The sequence below is a fragment of the Pseudomonas sp. TH06 genome (genome assembly GCF_016651305.1).
Lineage (GTDB): Bacteria > Pseudomonadota > Gammaproteobacteria > Pseudomonadales > Pseudomonadaceae > Aquipseudomonas.
In genome coordinates, this window is record NZ_JAEKEC010000001.1 from 284056 (window position 1) to 305711 (window position 21656).

The following is a 21656-nucleotide window of genomic DNA, read 5'->3' on the forward strand; positions in this document are numbered from 1 at the left end:
ACCGCTTGATCTACGGGCCTTTCGCCTGACATCAAGCGCGCAAGACAAATGCACAAGAGTCTTCTCGACAGAAGATCCGCTGCATAACAGGGCACGTCATAACTATAAGGCCTGGTTGCGCACATCTTGAGTGCACTTATTTAGACACTCGGAACTTTATATGCCTGCACACGGCATTGTGGCGCCTGTAAGCCGCACTTTCGAGTGCACTAATGAACGCTGAACACCATTAACTCCGGCCTTCTAAGGCCTGATATATACAGAGGTAATTGCGATGCGCATCAGCATATTTGGTTTGGGTTACGTTGGCGCAGTATGTGCCGGTTGCCTGTCTGCACGGGGCCATGACGTGGTTGGCGTCGATGTTGCCAAAGACAAGATCGACATGATCAACGCTGGCAAATCCCCCATTGTTGAACCGGGCCTGGGCGAACTTCTGCAACAGGGTATCCAGACCGGTCGTCTGCGTGGCACGACCAACTTCGCCGAGGCGATTCGCGACACCGACCTGTCGATGATCTGCGTCGGTACGCCGAGCAAGAAGAACGGCGACCTGGAACTGAACTACATCGAGGCCGTGTGCCGCGAGATCGGTTTTGTTCTGCGTGAGAAAACCACCCGCCACACCATCGTCGTGCGCAGCACCGTATTGCCGGGCACCGTCGCCAACGTGGTGATCCCGATTCTCGAAGACTGCTCGGGCAAGAAGGCCGGTGTCGACTTCGGTGTTGCGGTCAACCCTGAGTTCCTGCGTGAATCCACCGCCATCGCCGACTACGACCTGCCACCGATGACCGTCATCGGCGAGTTCGACAAGGCTTCCGGCGACGTCCTGCAATCGCTGTACGAAGAACTCGACGCGCCGATCATCCGCAAGGACATCGCCGTTGCCGAGATGATCAAGTACACCTGCAACGTCTGGCACGCGACCAAAGTGACCTTCGCCAACGAGATCGGCAACATCGCCAAAGCGGTCGGCGTCGATGGCCGCGAAGTGATGGAAGTGGTCTGCCAGGACAAGACCCTCAACCTGTCCCAGTACTACATGCGCCCGGGTTTTGCTTTCGGCGGCTCCTGCCTGCCAAAAGACGTCCGCGCCCTGACCTACCGCGCCGGTTCCCTGGACGTCGAAGCACCGCTGCTCAACTCGCTGATGCGCAGCAACGAATCGCAAGTGCAGAACGCTTTCGACATCGTTGAAAGCCACGACAAACGCAAAGTCGCCCTGCTCGGTCTGAGCTTCAAGGCCGGCACCGACGACCTGCGCGAAAGCCCACTGGTAGAACTGGCCGAGATGCTGATCGGCAAGGGTTACGACCTGAGCATCTACGACAGCAACGTCGAGTACGCCCGTGTTCACGGCGCGAACAAAGACTACATCGAGTCGAAAATCCCGCACGTATCGTCCCTGCTCAACGCGGACTTCGATTCGGTGATCGACAACTCCGACGTGATCATCCTCGGCAACCGCGACGAGAAATTCCGCGCGCTGGCCCAGCAAGCACCGCACGGCAAACAGGTCATCGACCTGGTCGGCTTCATGGCCAAAGCCACCGACGCCGGCACCCGTACCGAAGGTATTTGCTGGTAAGGCAGCCCTGTAGGAGCTGTCGAGTGAAACGAGGCTGCGATCTTTTCGGGAACACCAAAATCCCAAGCGAAAGATCAAAAGATCGCAGCCTTCGGCAGCTCCTACATGTCCTTGCAAGTTTTTGTAAGCCTGCCTTAACCCCATCGGGCCCGGCCCGAGATAGAGACGGATGCAGATTATGCACAGGCTAAAACACGGCCTACTTCAGGCCGCCGGTTGGCTGTTCTACCTAAGTTTGTTGATGGGCCTGGCCTTGATGCTGCCCACGTCCACGTTCGACTCCGAGTCGAAGGACTTTATTTTCCTGATTGGCGCCGTGGGTATCTGGCGCTACTCGATGGGTGCGACGCACTTTGTGCGCGGCATGATTTTTCTCTACATCGTTTACCCGCACCTGCGCCGCAAAGTGCGCAAGCTGGGTAAGGCGGCGGACCCGTCGCATGTGTTTCTGATGGTCACCAGTTTCCGTATTGACGCGCTGACGACTGCGCAGGTCTACAGCTCGGTGATCCGCGAAGCCATCGACTGCGAACTGCCGACCACCGTGGTCTGCTCGATCGTTGAAATGTCCGATGAGCTGCTGGTGAAAAGCCTCTGGGCGCGGATGAACCCGCCAGAACGCGTGAAGCTCGACTTCGTGCGCATTCCCGGCACCGGAAAACGTGATGGTCTGGCCTATGGTTTCCGCGCGATCTCCCGTCACCTGCCGGACGAGCGCGCCGTGGTTGCCGTGATCGATGGCGACACCGTGCTTGGCGAAGGCACCGTGCGCAAGACCGTGCCGTGGTTCCAGTTGTTCGGCAACGTCGGCGGCCTGACCACCAACGAGTTCTGCGAAGTGCGCGGCGGCTACATCATGAGCGAATGGCACAAGCTGCGTTTCGCCCAGCGCCACATCAACATGTGCTCGATGGCCCTGTCCAAGCGCGTGCTGACCATGACCGGGCGCATGTCGGTGTTCCGCGCCACCGTGGTGACCAACCCGGAATTCATCGCCGACGTTGAAAGCGATTCGCTGCAACACTGGCGTCTGGGCCGCTTCAAGTTCTTGACCGGCGACGACAAGTCGAGCTGGTTCAGCCTGATGCGCCTCGGCTACGACACCTTCTACGTGCCTGACGCAGCGATCAACACCGTTGAACACCCGCCGGAAAAAAGCTTCATCAAGGCCAGCCGCAAACTGATGTTCCGCTGGTACGGTAACAACCTGCGGCAGAACTCGCGGGCACTGGGCCTGGGTGTGAAACGCCTCGGCGCGTTCACTTCGGTGGTGTTGTTCGATCAGCGCGTGTCGATGTGGACGTCCCTGCTCGGCCTGACCGTGGCGCTCATCGCCAGCTTCAAATACGGCGGCGCGTTCATCCTTGCCTACCTGCTGTGGATCGGCATCACTCGCCTGATCCTGACCTTGCTGTTGTCGTGTTCCGGTCACCGCATCGGCCCGGCTTACCCGGCGATTCTCTATTACAACCAGATCGTCGGCGCGATGGTGAAGATCTACGTGTTCTTCCGCCTCGACCAACAATCCTGGACTCGCCAACCCACTTCCCTGACCCGTGATCTCGCCAGCTTTCAACGTTGGTTCAACACCTGGTCGTCTCGGACCATGACCTTCTCCGCCGGCAGCATTTTTGTCGCCGTGCTGCTGATGATGGTCTGACCCGCCCCTATTGAATTAACAAGGAAATCGCCCCTATGAATACCGCCGTCAACGCCAACGTAGTGCATGAATCCGAAGCCCAGCGCCAGCACGCCCGCGTGAAAATCCCGGCCAAACTGCGCTTCTTCGGTCCCGACCGGACACCGGTTGAAGCACGGGTCATCGACCTGTCTGCCGGTGGTCTGGCGTTCAACGCCGGGCAAATGCCGCTGACCCTCGGCGAGGTGTACAAGGCGCGACTGCAATTCGTCATCGATAACCTTGGCCTGGCCATGGACGTTGAACTGCAAGTGCGCTCCTACGACCGCCAGACCGGCCGCGTTGGCTGCCAGTTCCAGAACCTCGAGCAGCAGGACATTTCCACCCTGCGCCACTTGATCACTTCGCACCTGGCGGGCGACATCGTCAGCATCGGCGAAGTGCTGGCGACCCTGCAGCGCGACAACTTCACCAAGGCACGCAAGGTCAAGGACGGCGGCTCCGGCATGACCCCGTTCGGGCGTCTGAAAGCGGTGACATTCAGCGCCGGTATCTTCGCGGTCGGTCTGGTGGCTGCGGGTTTCATTTTCAAATCGGTCTACGGCATGTACTTCGTCAGCCACGCGCAGGCCGGTCTGGTCAGCGTGCCGGGGATGAACATCACCATGCCGCGTGACGGCACCGTGCAAAGCCTGATCAAGTCCGACGGCGTTGCGGCCAAAGGCGCACCGCTGGCGACCTTCAGCACCAGCATGCTCGACGTACTCAAGGGCCATCTGGACGAAGACCAGTTGCAACCGGCCAAGGTCGAAGAACTGTTCGGCAAGCAAATGACCGGCACCCTCACCTCGCCGTGCGATTGCACCGTGGCCCAACAACTGGTGGCTGACGGTCAGTACGCGAGCAAGGGCGACGTGATCTTCCAACTGGTGCCGCGCAACACCCAGGCCACCGTTGATGCGCGCTTCTCCTATCGCCAGTTCGGCGACGTGCGTCCGGGTACACCGGTGAGCTTCCAGATCGCCGGCGAAGACAAGACACGCACCGGCAAGATCGTCAGCAGCACCAGCCTGAAAAGTGCCGACCTGTCCTCCGACATCCGCGTACAGATCCAGCCTGACGAGCCGCTCGACAGCAGCTTCGCCGGCCGCCCGGTGGAAGTGAACAGCGACCGTGGCCCGAACCTGAACTGGCTGATCGACAAAGCCATGGCTGCCGGTCTTTAAGTCGAGGACATGCCTGTGACTACTCCACCCATCCTGAAAACACCGCGATCCCTGTGGGAGCTGGCTTGCCAGCGATTGGATCGCCGCGGTATGCCTGATGCACCGAGTTGCTTGCATCGCGAGCAGGCTCACTCCTACATGGGCACGGTGTGTGCCTTGGCATTGGCAGTCAGTCTGGCCGGTTGCGCCGGCCTGCCCGATCAGCGTCTGGCCAACGAAGCGCTCAAGCGCGGCGACACCGCCACCGCTGCGCAGAACTATCAGCAACTGGCCGATCTCGGTTACAGCGAGGCGCAAGTCGGCCTCGCCGATATCCAGGTCGACAGCCGCGACCCCGAGCAAATGAAACAGGCCGAAGCGACTTATCGCGCCGCCGCCAGCGTTTCGCCGCGTGCGCAGGCGCGTCTTGGTCGCCTGCTGGTGGCCAAACCCGGCTCCACCGAAGCCGAGCATCAGGAAGCTGAAAGTCTGCTGAAAAAAGCCGCCGCCAATGGCGAAGGCAACACGTTGATCCCGCTGGCGATGCTCTACCTGCAATACCCGCACAGCTTCCCGAACATCAACGCGCAGCAGCAGATCGATCAGTGGCGCAAATCCGGTTACCCGGAAGCGGGTCTGGCGCAGGTGCTGCTGTATCGCACTCAAGGCACCTACGACCAGCATCTGGATGACGTGGAAAAGATCTGCAAAGCCGCGCTCAACACCACCGACATCTGCTACGTCGAACTGGCCACCGTTTACCAGAAACGTGCGCAGCCTGAGCAACAAGCCGAGCTGATCAAGCAGCTGCAGGCCGGTCACGCCCGTGGCACCGTCACTGCACAGCGCGTCGATTCCGTGGCCCGCGTTCTGGCCGATTCGACCCTGGGCAAGACCGACGAGAAAACCGCGCAGTCGTTGCTGGAGCCGATCGCTCCGGGCTATCCGGCGTCGTGGGTGACTCTCGCACAACTGCTCTACGACTATCCCGAACTCGGCGATGTCGACCAGATGATGAAGTACCTCGACAACGGCCGCGCCGCCGATCAGCCGCGCGCCGAGCTGTTGCTGGGCAAGCTCTACTACGAAGGCAAACTGGTGCCGGCCGACGCCAAAGTCGCCGAAGCACATTTCCAGAAAGCCGTCGGCCGCGAAGTCGCCGCCGACTACTACCTCGGCCAGATCTACCGCCGTGGCTACCTCGGCAAGGTCTATCCGCAGAAGGCCCTCGACCATTTGCTGACCGCTGCGCGCAACGGTCAGAACAGCGCCGATTTCGCCATCGCCCAACTGTTTTCCCAAGGCAAGGGCACCCAGCCCGATCCGCTCAACGCCTACGTGTTCAGCCAATTGGCCAAGGCACAAAACACCCCGCAAGCCGATGAGCTGGCGACCACCCTCGCCGCGCAATTGCCGCCCGAGCGTCTGGCCGAAGCCCAGCGTCTACTGCAACAGGAGCAAGCCAGCCGTGGCGCCCTGAACCAGAACACGCTGCAACTGCACGCCCTGCAAGAAGAAGACGGCGAGGAAAAATTATGAAGTTGAATCCCTTTGTGAAGGCCGGCATTGGCCTTTCGTTCGCGCTGATCTGGTCTTGCCCGACACTGGCCGCGATGACTGAAACCAAGAACTTCGGCCTCGAAGTCAAAGTCACCGGCCAGTCCGAAGACGACCGTGACCTCGGCACCGCCAAGGGCGGCGACGTCAACGGTGTCGGCCTCGACCTGCGTCCGTGGATCTACGGCGAAAGCGGCGCGTGGAGTGCCTACGCCATGGGTCAGGCCGTGACCTCGACCGACATCATCGAGACCGACACCCTGCAACAATCCGACGGTGAACAAGCCACCGACAACGGTGATCGCAAAACCAAGAAAAACTACCTGGCGATGCGCGAGTTCTGGGTCGGCTACAGCGGCCTCACGCCGTATCCGGGCGAAATGCTCAAGTTCGGTCGCCAGCGTCTGCGCAATGACGATGGCCAGTGGCGCGACACCAACATCGAAGCGCTGAACTGGACCTTCGACACCACCCTGTTGCGCGCCAACGCCGGTGTTGCCGAACGCTTCAGCGAATACCGCACCGACCTCAAAGAGCTGGCGCCGAAAGACAAGGATCGCCTGCACGCCTACGCCGACGCCGCTTACCAGTGGACGCCGGGGCAATGGGTCGGCATTCGCGGTCACCACACCCACGATGACGGCAAACTCGATTACGCCGAACCGGGTGTCCCGCGCGACTCGCTGGATAAAACCCAGAACGGCGACATCAGCTGGCTCGGCCTGACCGCCGACAGCGACGCCTACAACTGGCGCAACACCAACACCGTCAACTACTGGGGCAGCATCACCGGCATGAGCGGCGACCGCGACACAGTCAACCCGCTGAACGCCGACGGCAGCGCTCCAACCCAAGCCAAACGCAGCGAAGACGTCAACGGCTGGGCCACCGACATCGGTGTGCGTCTGCGCCTCGATCCGCAATGGCAAGTCGGCGGTGCGTATGCCCGCGCCAGCGCCGATTACGAGCAGAACGGTCTGGAGAGCAACCGCTCCAACTACACCGGTACTCGCTCGCGTGTTCACCGTTTCGGCGAAGCCTTCCGTGGCGAAATGAACAACATGCAGACCGCGACGCTGTTCGGTTCGTGGATGGTCAACGACGAGTACGACGCCAGCCTGATCTACCACAAATTCTGGCGCGTCGACGGCAACAAGCCGGTTGGCAGCAACGGCATCAACGCGGTGGAAAACAACACCGACGATGCGACCGGCGCGATTCTGTCCAGCACCTCTTTGCCGCTTGAAGACGGCAACAAGGATCTCGGTCAGGAGATGGACCTGGTCGTCACCAAGTACTTCAAGCAGGGCCTGTTGCCGGCGGCGTTGAGCCAGTCGATCGACGAGCCTTCGGCCCTCGTACGCTTCCGTGGCGGAGTGTTCAAACCGGGCGATGCGTACGGCAAGCAGGTTGATTCGTACATGCACCGCGCGTTCATCGACGTGATCTGGCGCTTCTGATGCAAACCGCCAAGGGAGTGCCCGACATGATCAGCACCAGGATAGGCTCACTCAGCCTGCTGGCCGGCGCGATGCTGCTGGCCAGCGCCGGCGCCTTCGCCAGCGTGGAACCAGCCGCCCCGCAACCGGGCAAGCCGGCGACCATGGCCAAAGAACTGCAACAGGCCAAGACCTACACCGTCAGCAGCGCGCCGACCGAGGCGCTGGAACTGGCCAAACCGAAACTGCCTGACCTCTCCGGTTTCACCGCCGAGGCGGCTGCGGCGAAGATCGTCCGCAGCAAAGCGGGCAAGATCAGCGTGCGCCGGATGATGCAGGAAGACGCACTGAAGGACTTCATCGGCGGCGACAACAAGATGGCCGAATGGGTGGTGCGTCAGCACGGCATCCCACAGGCGATCTTCGTCGACGACGGCTACATCAACCTCAAGGATCTGGCGAAGAAACTGCCCAAGCAGTACTTCAGCGAGACGTCGCCGGGCGTGTACCTGTCGAAGCTGCCAATCGTCGTCGGCCGTAAAGGCATCCTCGAAATCGACGGCCAGACTCAGGAATTGCGCCTGTCGCAAGAGGCCGGTTCGTTCCTCGTCAACGACGGTCAGCTGTTTGTGCGTGACACCAAAATCACTGGCTGGCGCGAAAAGGAAAACGGCCCGGCCACCTTCCGTTCGCCGAAGGAATTCCGTCCGTTCCTGCTGGCCTGGGGCGGCACCGAGACCTACATCGTCAACAGCAAGATGGCCAGTTTCGGTTATGCCAACAGTAAGTCGTACGGCGTGAGTATTTCCCAGTACACGCCGAACATGGCCAAGGTCCTCAAGCGTCCCGAGCCGACTGGCTGGATCGTCGGCTCCGAGTTCTCCGACATGTGGTACGGCTTCTACTGCTACGAGACCCGCGACTTTGTGGTCAAGGGCAACACCTACAAAGACAACATCGTCTACGGCATCGACCCGCACGACCGTTCGCACGGCCTGATCATTGCCGAGAACACCGTGCACGGCACGAAGAAGAAGCACGGGATCATTATTTCCCGTGAGGTCAACGACAGCTTCATCTTCAACAACAAGAGCTTCGACAACCACCTCTCGGGCCTGGTGATCGACCGTAACAGTGTCAACAACATCATTGCCTACAACGAGATCTACAAGAACCACACCGACGGCATCACGCTCTACGAGTCCGCCGACAACCTGCTGTGGGGCAACAAGGTCATCAGCAACAAGCGCCACGGCATCCGTATTCGCAACAGCGTGAACATCCGCCTCTACGAAAACGTCGCCATGGCCAACGGTTTGACCGGCGTCTACGGCCACATCAAAGACCTCACCGACACCGACCGTGACATCAAGCTCGACCCGTTCGATGCGCAGGTGTCACTGATCGTCGTCGGCGGTGAGCTGGCGGCCAACGGCAGTGGCCCGCTGTCGATCGATTCGCCGTTGAGCGTCGAGCTGTATCGCGTGTCGATGCTGGCGCCGACCAAATCCAGTGGCATCAGCTTCAACGGCATCCTCGGCGAACGCCAGGATGAAATTCTCGACCTGTTGGTGCGCCAGCAGAAAGCCGTGCTGATCGACCCTGTCGAACGCCAGACCGAAATGCAGGACTGAGGATAATTTTATGCACCCACACTTGATCAGATTACTCAGCCTGTCGGCCCTGACCGTGGGCATTCTCGCCGCCAGCAACGGCGCCCGCGCCGATGAAGGTGCCGCTGCCACGCCGCCAAAGTTCAGCGCCGAACCGTGCTGCAACCTGTGCCCGGCTGCGCATGACGCGAAGAACTACACCACGCGTTATCAGCAGAACTTCACTACGCTGGTGCAGGCGCAAGGCGACTGGTTGTTCCGCACCCAGGAAGATTTGCGCACCGAGTTCAACACCAGCCCGGCCGGCTACAAGCGCCTGCAACAGTTGCACGATGCGTTCAAGGCCAAAGGCGTCGAACTGGTGATCGTCTACCAGCCAACCCGTGGCCTGGTGAACCGCAACAAGCTCAACCCGCAGGAAAAAGCCGCGTTCGATTACGAAAAAGCGCTGGGCAACTACAAAACCATGCTCGGCCGTTTCGCCAAGATGGGCTACGTAGTGCCAGACCTTTCGCCGCTGACCAACGAATCGCTGCCGGACACCCTGCCCGCTCACGATTTCTACTTCCGCGGCGATCAGCACTGGACGCCATACGGTGCACAGCGCACGGCGAAAATCGTTGCCGAAAAGGTCAAGCAGATCCCAGCCTTCGCCGACATTCCCAAGCGTGAATTCGAAACCAAGCGCTCCGGGCGCATGGGCAAGACCGGCACCCTGCACAACATGGCCGGGCAACTGTGCGGCACCAGTTACGCGATCCAATACATGGACCAGTTCACCACCGAGCCTAAGGGCGAGGCCGGTGACGGCGATCTGTTCGGCGATTCCGGCACCCCGCAAATCACCCTGGTCGGTACCTCGCACAGCGGCAAGAACTACAACTTCGCCGGCTTCCTCGAAGAAGCCATCGGCGCCGACATTCTCAACGTCGCCTTCCCCGGCGGCGGTCTGGAAGGTTCGATGTTGCAGTACCTGGGCAGCGACGAATTCCAGAAGACTCCGCCGAAAATTCTCATCTGGGAATTCTCGCCGCTGTACCGCCTCGACCAGGAAACCATCTATCGCCAGATGATGTCCCTGCTCGACAACGGCTGCGAAGGCAAAGACGCGCAAATGTCCGCCAGCACCACGCTCAAGCCCGGCGGCAAACAAGAACTGCTGGTCAACAGCAAGAACCTGAACCTGCAGAACAGCAGCCATCAGGTCGACATCCGCTTCGCCGACCCCTCGGTGAAAACCCTGCAAGCCACCCTCTGGTACATGAACGGTCGCCACGAGGACATCAAGATCGAGAAACCGGAAACCTCCGACACCGACGGTCGTTTCGCCTTTGAGTTGCGCACGGACGAAGACTGGGCCTCGCAAAACCTGCTGGCGGTCGAAGTCCAGGGCCCGGAAGCGGGCACCGCGCCACAAAAAGTCGAAGCGAAAATCTGCAAACGCAACGTATTCCCGGGCGCTGGGCAACAAACCGCTCAGGTCGGGCAATGAGGTCTGCTATGCGAAATCCGAAATTGAAATCTTTATTGGCCCCCACCCTGTTGAGCCTGGCGATGTTCGCCGGAGCGACTCAGGCCGCCGCGCCACTGCGTCCACCGCAGGGTTACTTTGCGCCTGTGGATAAATTCAAGACCGGTGACAAAAGCGAAGGCTGCGATGCAATGCCGGCGCCGTACACCGGTCCGCTGCAATTTCGCAGCAAATACGAAGGTTCGGACAAGGCCCGTTCGACGCTGAACGTGCAGTCGGAAAAAGCTTTCCGCGACACCACCAAAGACATCACCACGCTGGAACGCGGCACCGCCAAACGGGTGATGCAGTTCATGCGCGACGGTCGTCCGGAACAGCTCGATTGCACGCTGAACTGGCTGACCGCCTGGGCCAAGGCCGATGCGTTGATGTCGAAAGACTTCAACCACACGGGCAAGTCGATGCGCAAATGGGCGCTGGGCAGCATGGCCTCTTCGTACATTCGCCTGAAATTCTCCGACTCGCATCCGCTGGCGCAGCATCAGCAGGAAGCGCAGGTGATCGAAGCCTGGTTCAGCAAAATGGCTGACCAAGTCGTCAGCGACTGGGACAACCTGCCGCTGGAAAAAACCAACAACCACTCGTACTGGGCGGCGTGGTCGGTGATGGCGACTTCCGTCGCAACCAACCGCCGCGACCTGTTCGATTGGGCGGTCAAGGAATACAAGGTCGGTGCCAATCAGGTAGATGCCGACGGCTTCCTGCCAAACGAACTCAAGCGCCAGCAACGCGCCCTCGCCTATCACAACTACGCCCTGCCGCCGCTGGCGATGATCGCCAGTTTCGCCCAGGTCAACGGTGTCGATCTGCGCCAGGAAAACAACGGCGCGCTGAAGCGTCTGGGTGATCGGGTGTTGTCGGGGGTGAAAGACCCGGAAGAGTTCGAGAAGAAGAACGGCAAAGAGCAGGACATGACCGACTTGAAAGAGGACATGAAATTCGCCTGGCTCGAACCGTTCTGCACTCTCTACACCTGCCCGGCGGATGTGATCGAGAAGAAGCGCGGCATGCAGCCGTTCAAGACCTTCCGCCTCGGCGGCGACCTGACCAAGGTCTACGACCCGTCCCATGAAAAGGGCAACAAGGGTTCGTAAGGCAAAACCCTGTAGGAGTGAGCCTGCTCGCGATCCGGTCTGACATTCAACATTGATGTCGACTGACACGCCCTCATCGCGAGCAGGCTCACTCCTACAGGGGGTCAGTGTCAGGTTTTAGATTTGTGAGTTGGCCCTCCAGTTTTACGTGGGGGGTTTGGGGGGGCTTTGGCCCTTGACTGTTGGTTCAAACATGGAGAGATCGGGATGGTATTTTCATCCAACGTGTTCCTGTTTCTGTTCTTGCCGATCTTTCTCGGCTTGTACTACTTGAGCGGGCAACGCTATCGCAACCTGCTGCTGCTGATCGCCAGCTACGTGTTCTACGCCTGGTGGCGCGTGGACTTCCTCGCGCTGTTCGCCGCCGTCACGCTGTGGAATTACTGGATCGGCCTCAAAGTCGGTGCCGCCGGCGTCAGGACCAAACCGGCGCAGCGCTGGCTGCTGCTCGGTGTGGCAGTCGACCTGTGCATCCTCGGCTACTTCAAGTACGCCAACTTCGGCGTCGACAGCATCAACGCGATGATGACGTCGGTCGGTCTTGAGCCGTTCATCCTCACCCACGTACTGCTGCCGATCGGTATCTCGTTCTACATCTTCGAATCGATCAGCTACATCATCGACGTGTATCGCGGCGACACCCCGGCCACGCGCAACCTGATCGACTTCGCGGCGTTCGTGGCGATCTTCCCGCACTTGATTGCAGGCCCGGTTCTGCGTTTTCGCGACCTCGCCGATCAGTTCAACAACCGCACACACACCCTCGATAAATTCTCCGAGGGCTGCACGCGGTTCATGCAGGGTTTCATCAAAAAGGTCTTCATCGCCGACACCCTCGCCGTCGTTGCCGACCATTGCTTTGCCCTGCAAAACCCGACCACGGGCGACGCCTGGCTCGGCGCGCTGGCCTACACCGCGCAGCTGTATTTCGACTTCTCCGGTTACAGCGACATGGCCATCGGTCTGGGCTTGATGATGGGTTTCCGCTTCATGGAAAACTTCAAACAGCCGTACATCAGCCAGTCGATCACCGAGTTCTGGCGCCGCTGGCACATCAGCCTGTCGACCTGGCTGCGTGACTATCTGTACATCACCCTCGGCGGTAACCGTAAAGGCACGCTGATGACCTATCGCAACCTGTTCCTGACCATGCTGCTCGGCGGTCTGTGGCACGGCGCGAACATCACTTACATCGTCTGGGGCGCCTGGCACGGCATGTGGCTGGCGATTGAAAAAGCGCTGGGCCTGAACACCTCGCCGCGCAGCCTCAACCCGATCCGCTGGGCGCTGACTTTCCTGCTGGTGGTCATGGGCTGGGTGATCTTCCGTGCCGAGAACCTGCACGTTGCCGGGCGCATGTACGGCGCGATGTTCAGCTTCGGCGACTGGTCGCTGTCGGAACTCAATCAGGCCAGCCTCACCGGTCTGCAAGTGGCGACGCTGGTAGTGGCGTACGTAACGCTGGCGTTCTTCGGTCTGCGTGATCTGTACACCAACCAGCCGCCGGCCAAGGTCAAACCTGAAGTCAACGTCGAGGCCAACGGCCCAGCGACGGCGACCCCGGGAATGATCAAGGCAGCGCCTGGCGAAAATCCGGCGAGCATCCACGAGCCTGGCTACACCGTCGGCGTCGAAGCCCAGGTGCAACCGGCCTACTGGACGGCGGACTGGTCACGCTACGTGATGCGCGGGCTGATCCTGCTGCTGTTCATCGCCTCGATTCTCAAACTCTCGGCGCAAAGCTTCTCGCCGTTCCTTTACTTCCAGTTCTGAGGGATCTGACATGACCCGCTCATTACGCATCTTCTACATCGCCCTGTTCCTGGTGACCCTGTTGGTCCTCGGTCTGTGGTCGGTACGCAGCTTCTTCGGCTTCAGCACCAACGCTGATGCAACGGTGCTCAACGGCCGCTGGACCAAGGCTGTGGAAACGCACTACGACGATGAATTCCCGATCAAGCGCCTGGGTACCAACCTCTGGGCCGCGCTGGATTTCAAACTGTTCAACGAAGGTCGTCCGGGCGTGGTGCTCGGTCGCGATCAGTGGTTGTACAGCGATGAGGAATTCAACCCGATCGTCAACGAAGAACTGAACTTGCAAGGCAACTACGCGCTGGTCGAAGGCGTGCGCCAGACCCTCAAAGCGAAAGGCGTGAAACTGGTGATGGCGATTGTGCCGGCCAAGGTTCGTCTGTACCCGGAGCATCTGGGTGAAGTGAAACCGGCGAGCATCCACGCCAACCTTTATCAGGATTTCCACAACCGCGTGGCGGCCGACAAGATCCTCGCCCCTGACCTGCTCAAGCCCTTCCAACAGGCCAAGCAGAACGGTGAGCAAGTGTTCCTGCGTACCGACACGCACTGGACGCCGGAAGGCGCCGAGATTGCGGCAAACACCCTGGCGAAAACCATCGCCGACAAGTTCCCGCTCAGCGGCGAGCCGCAGCGCTTCGTTACCACGCCGGCCGAGAAGGTCACGCACAAGGGCGATCTGCGCTTGTTCCTGCCGCTCGATCCGCTGTTCGAAAACCTGATGCCGGCGCAAGAGCCACTGCAAAAGCGCAACACCGTCGCAGCCGGCGATCAGCCTGCCGGTGACGACGCGCTGTTCGCCAGCAATGAAGTGCCGGTGGCACTGGTCGGCACCAGCTACAGCGCCAACCCCAACTGGAACTTCGTCGGCGCGCTGAAACAAGCGCTGCACAGCGACGTGGTGAGCTACGCCGAAGACGGCCACGGGCCGATCCTGCCGATGCTCAGCTACCTGAAAAGCGATGACTTCAAGAACAGCCCGCCACAGGTGCTGATCTGGGAGTTTCCTGAACGATATCTGCCTGTGAACAACGAAATCGGCGACGCCGACCCGCAGTGGGTCGCAGAGCTTAAACAAGCCGGCGCGCGCCAACAAAACGTAGCAATCAACACTAAATCCGAGACGCCCGATCGGGCGCAAAACTGAAAGAGAGGTAACACCATGACTTTCACGACTACTCCTCGTCGTCTCGCTAAAAGCTTCGCTCTGGTTGCTGGCCTCAGCGTGCTCTCCGTCCAGGCTTTCGCCGGTGGCGATGCCGCCCTCTACGGGCCGACCGCACCGAAAGGCTCGACCTTTGTGCGGGTCTACAACGCCAGCAACGCTGAAATCAGCGCCACTGTCGGCAGCACCAATCTGAGCGACGTTGCGCCACTGGCCAGCAGCGACTTCAGCTTCATGCCGGGCGGCGACTACAGCGCCAAGGTCGGCAGCCAGACCCTGCCGGTAAAACTCGCCGGTGACCATTACTACACCCTGGTCAACAACGCTTCCGGCGCGCCGCAACTGATCGAAGAGCCGCCGTTCAAGAACAAGCAGAAATCCCTGGTGCGTGTGCAGAACCTCAGCGACAAGCCGCTGACCCTGAAAACCGCCGACGGCAAGACCGACGTGGTGCCGAACGTCGCCGCCAAGGGCCGTGGCGAACGCGAAATCAACCCGGTGAAAGTCAGCCTGGCGCTGTACGAAGGCGACAAGAAAGTCGGCGACGTGAAGCCGGTCGCGCTGGAGCGCGGTGAAGCGGCGGTGCTGTACGTCACCGGTTCCGGCAGCAGCCTGTCGCCAGTCTGGGTGAAACGCCCGGTATCGACTCGCTAACACATTTCCTGAACTGACCCGGCTCCCTTTGTAGGAGTGAGCCTGCTCGCGATATCGGTTTCACATTCACCGAATGTGTTGATTGACCCACCGCAATCGCGAGCAGGCTCACTCCTACAGGGGACCGAAGCGAGAGTTCGGATACGAGACAAAAACAAGAGTGAAACGACACAGCGTTCGTGCCTCTAACCAATCGATTTTATGGAGTAAACAATATGATTCCGGTGATCTTGTCAGGTGGTAGCGGTTCACGTCTTTGGCCGCTTTCGCGTAAGCAGTTCCCTAAGCAATTCCTCGCCCTGACCGGTGAACACACGCTGTTCCAGCAAACCCTCGAGCGCCTGGTGTTCGAAGGCATGGACACGCCGATCGTGGTCTGCAACAAGGATCACCGCTTCATCGTCAACGAGCAGTTGGCCAACCGTAAACTGGAATGCCAGCGCATCCTGATGGAACCGTTCGGCCGCAACACCGCGCCCGCCGTGGCGCTGACCGCAATGATGCTGGTCAACGAAGGTCGCGACGAGCTGATGCTGGTACTGCCGGCCGACCACGTGCTGGAAGATCAGAAAGCCCTGCAACGCGCCCTCGCCCTGGCCACCGTCGCCGCCGAAAACGGCGAAATGGTGCTGTTCGGCGTGCCGGCAACCAAACCGGAAACCGGTTACGGTTACATCAAATCCACCGCTGATTCGCTGCTGCCCGAAGGCGTCAGCCGCGTCTCGCACTTCGTCGAAAAACCCGACGTCAAACGTGCCACCGAGTACGTGCAATCCGGCGGTTATTTCTGGAACAGCGGCATGTTCCTGTTCCGCGCCAGCCGTTTTCTCGAAGAGCTGAAAAAGCACGATCCGGACATCTACGACACCTGCCTGCTGACCCTGGAGCGCAGTGAGCAGGACAACGACACCATCACCTTCGACGAAGCCACCTTCGCCTGCTGCCCGGACAACTCCATCGATTACTCGGTGATGGAAAAAACCCAGCGCGCCTGCGTCGTGCCATTGAGCGCCGGCTGGAGCGATGTGGGTTGCTGGTCGTCGCTGTGGGAAGTCAACGAGAAGGATGCCAATGGCAACGTCAGCAAAGGCGATGTGGTCATCCAGGACAGCAAGAACTGCATGATCCACGGCAACGGCAAACTGGTATCGGTGATCGGCCTGGAAAACATTGTGGTGGTCGAAACCAAGGACGCCATGATGATCGCCCACAAGGACAAGGTTCAGGGCGTCAAGCAGATGGTCGCTACCCTCAACGAACAGGGCCGCAGCGAAACCCAGAACCACTGCGAGGTCTATCGTCCGTGGGGTTCCTACGACTCGGTGGACATGGGCGGCCGCTTCCAGGTCAAGCACATCTCGGTCAAACCGGGTGCGTGCCTGTCACTGCAGATGCACCACCACCGCGCCGAACACTGGATCGTGGTCAGCGGCACCGCTGAAGTGACCTGCGATGAAAACGTGTTCCTGCTCTGCGAAAACCAGTCGACCTACATCCCTATCGCCTCGGTGCATCGCCTGCGCAACCCGGGCAAGATCCCGCTGGAAATTATCGAAGTGCAGTCGGGCTCGTACCTGGGTGAAGACGATATCGAACGTTTCGAAGATATCTACGGTCGCTCCACCCCGATCGAACGCGGCGTGTCGGTGAAGACCATCGCGCAGTAACAATCGGAAACGTTCAGTAGAACAAGAAGCCCCTGTCCGACCCGTTGCGTCCCCTATCCGCAGCGAGTTGGTCGGGGGCTTTTTTTGAACGTTACTGAGCTGAACAGTGTTCCACTTTTTTCGACATCGTCCCGATTGATCAATACGAAGTAGCGCTTACTGACAGTTTTTTCCTCCGTAGTTGAGTGAGGACATAAGCCCAAAAATCTCTTTCTCCGATTCAACATTTTTACGCGGCGCTAATGTTTATGTTTTGCGACTCTCGCCACATCGATTCGGGCAGTTGCTTTAACCGTGTGGGCGTGCCCGGACGGTAACCGCTTGCTTGCTCATCGTCCTCCGTACCTTCGGTTTCTCCATCACACTGGCAAAGGACTTCGATCCTCCGAACAGTTTTCGTTCTCTGGAATAAACCCCGATCGTTGCCGCCCCCTGACTGCTCTGGTAGTGGATATCCCAAGTCTTGGTTTTGGGTTCGTACTTCATGAAAGCGAAAGCGGTCAGTTCCGTTACGACCTTGCCACCTTCATTATCGAAGCCATAATCCATGTATTCCATGGCAGCACTCATACCCATTCCATGATCGGCTGATGACAAGCGATTGTACTGGTCTGCCTCTTTTTTCCCCTCAACATGCCGGACCCTCAAAGTGTTGTCATTCAGCTGATCGACGGTCAGCGAGCAACCACTGAACCCGGGCGTAAAAACGTATTCGGGCTCGGTCCCCTTCGGATGCATCGGTATGTCGATATAACCACCCTGAGCCACCCAATAACCTGACACGGCGCTGGATTGGTCAGGTATTTCGCCGCCAGGAATATCGACAACCTTGATCGCATTGAACTCACCGCGTACAGGGCCGCTGTAACTTATTCGCTGCATGGAAAATATCAAGCTGGCGCCACCCTGCGTCTTCGCGAGTTGCGCAGCGATGTCCTTGGAGTACCCAGCCTTTTGGGGCATGAACAAGTCGGTATTGATGGTCTGTTGACTGAACTGTGGAATCGTTAGCGCGTTGCGAATATTGGTCGCTTTGGCGGTGAACGGCACCGAGTTGTGCGCTTTACCTGCATCAACAGGAACAGCACCTGGAATGTCTCGATCCGCGCCTACCGCGAGCACAGGCGTCCATAAACCGTTGGCCTGTTTTTTTCGGGTTTCGGCTCCATCCGCATCCTTGTAAGTCAGCGGATTATTGCGCACCATCCGGTACAGATTAAGGCCGTCTATTGCCCCCGCCGGGTCAGGATTAAGCCAGCGCTGGAACCACGGCATGTAATAGCGGTAACCGTAGTAGTACAGCCCCGTCGCATCCTGCTCCTTGCCCGAATAACGAATGGTTTTGTAACTGACTTCGGTGTCCTTGCTCCACGCCGTCTCACCGAACGGGTGAAATGTTTCCTGACTGATGATCCGGGCATCTTCGCCCAACTCCAGACTGGTCGATCCCAAATGATCAGTGAAGCTGTACCGATAGCGGTCATTGGAACCGCTCGGCGGTGCGCTTTCCCAATGCAGCACGCGCACACTGTTGAGCCCGCCATCGGCGATGATCACTTGCAGTTGTTCTGCAGTGCCGGTGTCGCTGCGCAGTTCCAGTCCTGGCAAATAACGCACGTCGGTAACCAGGCCACGGGCGTTTGTCTGCAACGAGCGAGTCTTGCGCACCCGCAGACCCGCTCCGTCATAGAGATACTGTTCAACGTCATTGCGGCCGCTGCCCCGTTCAACCGGAGTCACCGACCGCAGTTGATTGCGCAGACTCCACGTCAGTGGCCGCCCTGCCTCCAACGCCCGCAAATTGCCTTTAGGATCGAATGCCGCTGCGATTGCCTCTTCAGTGGGCGGTACATCATCTTGGTAGGGCAGACAGCGATTGCTGAATCGAGCAGCTTTCAGCTTGCGGCCATTACGCGCGCCCACATGAGTCAACTCCAGCAGATTGCCAGACTCATCGTAGCGGTAGATCTGCCGGTAGTTGCTCAGCGCCGCCGGATCGACACGATCAATGGACGCTGGCCCCTGGCTTGCAGTGCCCGCCTCCCAACCGGTCGCCTCTCGCAATTGGTAGCGACTGTCGTAAATAAACCGGCTGATCGGATCGATGCGTTGATTGCCGAAATAACGGATCGGCAGGGCCTTGTCCTCGATGCTCAGCACGTTGCCCATCGGGTCATAGTCATAGAGCAAATGCTGTAATGCTTCACCACCGTATCTGGCGGCGCAGCGCGTCAGCAAGCGACCGTCTTCGGCTCGATAAGTCAGTGTCGTCACTACGCCATTGTCCGCGACTTGCTGCGTTACTTGTCCGTCGGCGTTGTAACGGATATCACTGAACAGCGTTCGGGGTTCGGATTGATGCCTCAGTTGCAGGTGCGTAGCCCGCAAACGCCCATCGAGCGTCAACTCACTGCCTTGACGATTGCCCCGCGCATCGACTTGATCGAGCACCTGACCCAGTGGCCCGAAGCGCCAACGGCTTGTAGCGCCCTCGCCGGGTTCAAGCAACCGTGTACGGTCTTCAATCAGTTCAGGCCAGTCCGGGAAAACCAGGTCCTGGGTGAAGTGTCGGGTGTTTTCGATGCATTGGCCGCTGATCGCAAAGGTTTCGAACAACACACTGCCCGCAGGATCATCATGACGGACCAACTGGCCGAGCTGATTTTTGCTCGGATCACCGGCACCGGGCCGGCCATACATAAAACGCTCGACGCACCGCTTCGGCGTCGATGAGCCCTCTTCGAACATCGCCACCGGGCGCAGCAACGAGTCATGCTCAATCTCGCGAAGGGTTTCCCGACTGTCCCAATCGAGCAGCACTTGCGCACCCATACCGTACAACGCGACTTGCGTGCCGGCATCAAAACTGTTCGAACTCACCACCTGGCCGCTCAACGTGTAAACCGTGGCCAGATTGGCTGGGGTCAGTGGATCGGTCTTTTGCAGCGCCCACAAACGCGGATCCCACTGCGCGACGGCACGCCCGGCCGAGTCATGCAAAGTACGGTGGACGCGGGTTTGAGCGGGGCAACTATCATCGTCGCGCCAATAGTCGACCGTGCGAATCAACAGCCCACGCGGGTCGCTCGCCAAAAGCGTTGGTGTGTTGTGATGCGCGCCCATAAGTTTCGCTCCCTATGACAGCCCCATTGGGTCCCTGCGAAGACATCAAACAGCTCGAACCCCTGGATGCCAACTGTCAGAAATTACAGTTCCGACCAGCGGTGCATTTGCATGACACGCGAATGTCCATTCCGGCAGCCCTTCGGTAGGATGGTGGCCACGTGTTCAAGGAGCGTACAAACATGTTCATCGGCGTCCTGCTGGTCATCACCTGGTTGATTCTGTTGCTGCGCTATCCCGCCAAGGCCTTGCCGGTTTCGGTGGCGGCGGCTGTCGGGCTGGGGTTCGTGGCGATGTGGGTGGTGTGGCTGGACAACCGCGAGATCAAGCAACTGGCGCGCCTTGAGATGCGCATTGTTTATGCACCCGAGCAATGCCCGGCCGATCGGCCGTTGCAACTGAAAATGAACAATGGCAACAGTGTGCCGCTGACCGAACTGCGCTGGCGCATCGCAGCCTATGCGCCGGGCGACTCGGTCAATCTGGCCGACAACCAATACACCGCGCCACGCTATCGTGGCCCTGGCGAGTTGCAGGCCGGCGGCAATTGGGAAGACTGCTTGCCGATGCCACCGCTGCGTCCCGGTTATCGCCCGCAGACGCTGGAGTTTCGCGCCGAGCGATTGCAGGGTAGTTTCTCCGACTGATCCCCCCTCCTACTTTTGTTTGCACAAGGAATGCGCCATGCCCGTTGCGTTGATTACCGGATGTTCCAGCGGCATCGGCCGCGCCCTTGCCGATACATTCAAAACCGCCGGTTTCGAAGTCTGGGCCACGGCGCGCAAGGCTGAAGACGTGGCGACGTTGAGTGCGGCGGGGTTCACCGCGGTGCAGCTCGACGTCAATGACGGCGTGGCGTTGGAACAACTGGGCGAACGCATCAACCAGCAGCATGGCGGCCTCGACGTGCTGATCAACAACGCCGGCTACGGTGCCATGGGCCCGTTGCTCGACGGCGGCGTGCCGGCCATGCAACGCCAGTTCGAAACCAATGTGTTCTCGATTGTCGGCGTCACCCGCGCACTGTTCCCGGTACTGCGCCGAGCCAAGGGGCTGGTGGTGAATATCGGCAGTGTTTCGGGCGTGTTGGTCACCCCGTTTGCCGGTGCCTACTGCGCTTCGAAAGCGGCCGTGCATGCATTGAGCGATGCGCTGCGCATGGAACTTGCGCCCTTCGGCATTCGTGTGATGGAAGTCCAGCCCGGCGCCATCCAGTCGAGCTTCGCGAAAAACGCCGGCCACGAAGCCGAGCAACTGATCAACGAAAACTCGCCGTGGTTTCCCCTGCGTGAAGGCATTCGCGCGCGGGCCAAGGCCTCGCAGGACAAGCCGACCCCGGCCCGTGAATTTGCCGAGGTGTTGCTCAAGGCCGTGCAACAGCGCAAACCGCCACGGCTGATCCGCATTGGCAATGGCAGCCGGGCGTTACCATTGTTGGCGACGCTGTTGCCGAAAGGGTTGCTCGAATCGACGCTGATGAAGCGCTTCGGCTTGCGCGGGCAGCTCTGATTCACCCCGGTGAAATTGCCAAATCAGTCGATCCACGTAGAATGCGCCGCACTTGAA

15 protein-coding genes are annotated in these 21656 nt (G+C 59.6%); 14 read left to right on the forward strand and 1 reads right to left on the reverse strand.

The window, feature by feature from the left end; all coding sequences use genetic code 11:
- Positions 1-274: 274 nt before the first annotated feature.
- From JFT86_RS01425 to JFT86_RS01480, 12 genes are all read left to right on the forward strand, one after another.
- Positions 275-1591, forward strand: a complete 1317-nt coding sequence (locus tag JFT86_RS01425) for a UDP-glucose/GDP-mannose dehydrogenase family protein (RefSeq protein WP_008087506.1) — start codon at positions 275-277, stop codon at positions 1589-1591.
- A 175-nt stretch (positions 1592-1766) separates the two neighbouring features.
- Positions 1767-3251, forward strand: a complete 1485-nt coding sequence (gene alg8, locus JFT86_RS01430; protein WP_201238538.1) for a mannuronan synthase — start codon at positions 1767-1769, stop codon at positions 3249-3251.
- A 35-nt stretch (positions 3252-3286) separates the two neighbouring features.
- Positions 3287-4456: an alginate biosynthesis protein Alg44 gene (locus tag JFT86_RS01435; protein WP_201235121.1), complete on the forward strand. Its 1170-nt coding sequence runs from the start codon at positions 3287-3289 to the stop codon at positions 4454-4456.
- A gap of 9 nt (positions 4457-4465) precedes the next feature.
- Positions 4466-5974, forward strand: coding sequence for an alginate biosynthesis TPR repeat lipoprotein AlgK (gene algK, locus JFT86_RS01440; RefSeq protein ID WP_207197080.1), 1509 nt, complete (start codon positions 4466-4468; stop codon positions 5972-5974).
- Positions 5971-7452: an alginate export family protein gene (locus JFT86_RS01445; RefSeq protein ID WP_201235123.1), complete on the forward strand. Its 1482-nt coding sequence runs from the start codon at positions 5971-5973 to the stop codon at positions 7450-7452. The genes algK and JFT86_RS01445 overlap by 4 nt, the downstream gene beginning before the upstream one ends.
- 26 nt (positions 7453-7478) lie before the next feature.
- Entirely contained in the window at positions 7479-9065 is a 1587-nt protein-coding gene (algG, locus tag JFT86_RS01450; RefSeq protein ID WP_201235124.1) for a mannuronan 5-epimerase AlgG, read from the forward strand.
- 10 nt (positions 9066-9075) lie between these two features.
- On the forward strand, positions 9076-10536 hold the full coding sequence (locus JFT86_RS01455) for an alginate O-acetyltransferase (RefSeq protein ID WP_201235126.1): 1461 nt from the start codon (positions 9076-9078) through the stop codon (positions 10534-10536).
- Between the two features lie 8 nt (positions 10537-10544).
- Positions 10545-11669: a mannuronate-specific alginate lyase gene (locus JFT86_RS01460; protein WP_201235128.1), complete on the forward strand. Its 1125-nt coding sequence runs from the start codon at positions 10545-10547 to the stop codon at positions 11667-11669.
- Positions 11670-11876: 207 nt separating this feature from the next.
- On the forward strand, positions 11877-13442 hold the full coding sequence (locus JFT86_RS01465) for an MBOAT family protein (RefSeq protein WP_201235130.1): 1566 nt from the start codon (positions 11877-11879) through the stop codon (positions 13440-13442).
- A gap of 10 nt (positions 13443-13452) precedes the next feature.
- Complete coding sequence (locus tag JFT86_RS01470; RefSeq protein WP_201235132.1) at positions 13453-14628, forward strand: alginate O-acetyltransferase; 1176 nt, start codon at positions 13453-13455, stop codon at positions 14626-14628.
- 15 nt (positions 14629-14643) lie between these two features.
- Entirely contained in the window at positions 14644-15300 is a 657-nt protein-coding gene (locus JFT86_RS01475; RefSeq protein WP_201235134.1) for an alginate O-acetyltransferase AlgF, read from the forward strand.
- A gap of 215 nt (positions 15301-15515) precedes the next feature.
- Positions 15516-16967: a mannose-1-phosphate guanylyltransferase/mannose-6-phosphate isomerase gene (locus tag JFT86_RS01480; protein WP_201235136.1), complete on the forward strand. Its 1452-nt coding sequence runs from the start codon at positions 15516-15518 to the stop codon at positions 16965-16967.
- 288 nt (positions 16968-17255) lie between these two features.
- Here the strand turns inward: JFT86_RS01480 and JFT86_RS01485 are convergent, their stop codons facing one another.
- Positions 17256-20090 carry an RHS repeat protein gene (locus JFT86_RS01485; protein ID WP_201235137.1) on the reverse strand — a complete coding sequence of 945 codons (2835 nt, stop codon included), beginning with the start codon at positions 20088-20090 and terminating at the stop codon, positions 17256-17258.
- Positions 20091-20272: 182 nt separating this feature from the next.
- Here JFT86_RS01485 and JFT86_RS01490 point away from each other — a divergent pair, with 182 nt between their 5' ends.
- Positions 20273-20737: a multidrug transporter gene (locus JFT86_RS01490; RefSeq protein WP_201235139.1), complete on the forward strand. Its 465-nt coding sequence runs from the start codon at positions 20273-20275 to the stop codon at positions 20735-20737.
- Between the two features lie 37 nt (positions 20738-20774).
- Positions 20775-21599 carry an SDR family oxidoreductase gene (locus JFT86_RS01495; RefSeq protein ID WP_201235141.1) on the forward strand — a complete coding sequence of 275 codons (825 nt, stop codon included), beginning with the start codon at positions 20775-20777 and terminating at the stop codon, positions 21597-21599.
- Positions 21600-21656: the final 57 nt, after the last annotated feature.